The organism is Cohnella thermotolerans DSM 17683 (assembly GCF_000429825.1).
Classification (GTDB): Bacteria; Bacillota; Bacilli; order Paenibacillales; family Paenibacillaceae; genus Cohnella; species Cohnella thermotolerans.
Window position 1 is genome coordinate 1 of the sequence record NZ_AUCP01000155.1, and the last position, 1,128, is coordinate 1,128.

At 53.6% G+C, this 1,128-nt stretch carries 1 protein-coding gene and 1 pseudogene; both read right to left on the reverse strand.

Annotated features, from left to right (window positions below; genetic code table 11):
• Positions 1-127: 127 nt before the first annotated feature.
• Complete coding sequence (locus tag G485_RS31275; protein WP_276203369.1) at positions 128-679, reverse strand: GH32 C-terminal domain-containing protein; 552 nt, start codon at positions 677-679, stop codon at positions 128-130.
• Positions 659-1,018 (reverse strand): annotated as a pseudogene (locus G485_RS31280) (glycoside hydrolase family protein); the annotation flags it as partial. The pseudogene G485_RS31280 and the gene G485_RS31275, both read right to left, overlap by 21 nt.
• Between the last annotated feature and the right edge of the window lie 110 nt (positions 1,019-1,128).

Here is a 1,128-nt window from a genome sequence, read left to right on the forward strand (position 1 = left end):
CCGATTTTTTGCATGAAAACCGCAAAGAAAATCACGGTCTAGGCTCATGCGTTGGGAGCAGCTTAAATTGATCTTGTTCAGCAAGCCCTACTTACCCTCAATCAACTGAAGCCAGCTCATTCCCGTTTTAACGGATTTCCGCCGCCTTCATCTCCCAGATCTCCATCCGCTTGATGAGAACTTCTCCGCTCGATCGCAGTTCGATCCCGTTGCTATCCTTCAAGGATGGATAAACCCTTGCCGTCATACAGGTTTGGTCTCCTGCAAACACTTCGATCACCGACTGATCGACGAAGATTCGAAGCCGTAAAGTTTCGAAAGGATCGTTTGCGGATAATTTCCCAATGACCGAAGACTTGTGCACGCTCGGGAACAAGCTCGATTTCGATCTGTCGATGACCATGGTGCCCGCCGCGAAATCCAAGCGTAATTCGGTTCGTTCCTGGCCGCAATCCGAGACGAGCATGGAAATGATCAATTCGTTCTCTTCAGTGATCGGCCACTCGATTTCTATCGAGCATTCGAACGAGGACGAATACACACCCGTATGAAGAGGAGCCGGTCCGACGCGCAGGTCCTCCCAACGCCGCCGATCGCCTCTTAAAGCTTCCAGCTCGGGGATCGGCGATACAGCGATCGCGCCGTTCGGTTTCAAATCGACGAGACGAGGCAGCGCCAACGCTCCCGACCAGTCCATAGGAATCGGGAATCCCTCCCCTCTTCCTTCCGGCATCCAGCCGAGTAGAATGCGGCGGTCCTCCTGGTCGACGAAACCCGTTGATGCGTAGTAGCCTTCCCACCCTCCGTAGTCGACTGTGCCGCGGCAAGAGACATCCGACAGCCCGTTCTCGTTCAACACGCCGGAGACATATTGAACGGGTCCGCTCGGCGAATAGAACAAGACCGCCCGATCGCCGAACCGGAACAGATGGGGACACTCCCAAATCGGTTCGCTGCCTCGATGGAAAATCCCCCCGAAGCGCCAATTTTCCAAATCTTCGGAATGATAGATCAGCGCGCACCCCTTGCCTTCGTAAGTAGGGCTTGCTGAACAAGATCAATTTAAGCTGCTCCCAACGCATGAGCCTAGACCGTGATTTTCTTTGCGGTTTTCATGCAAAAAATCGG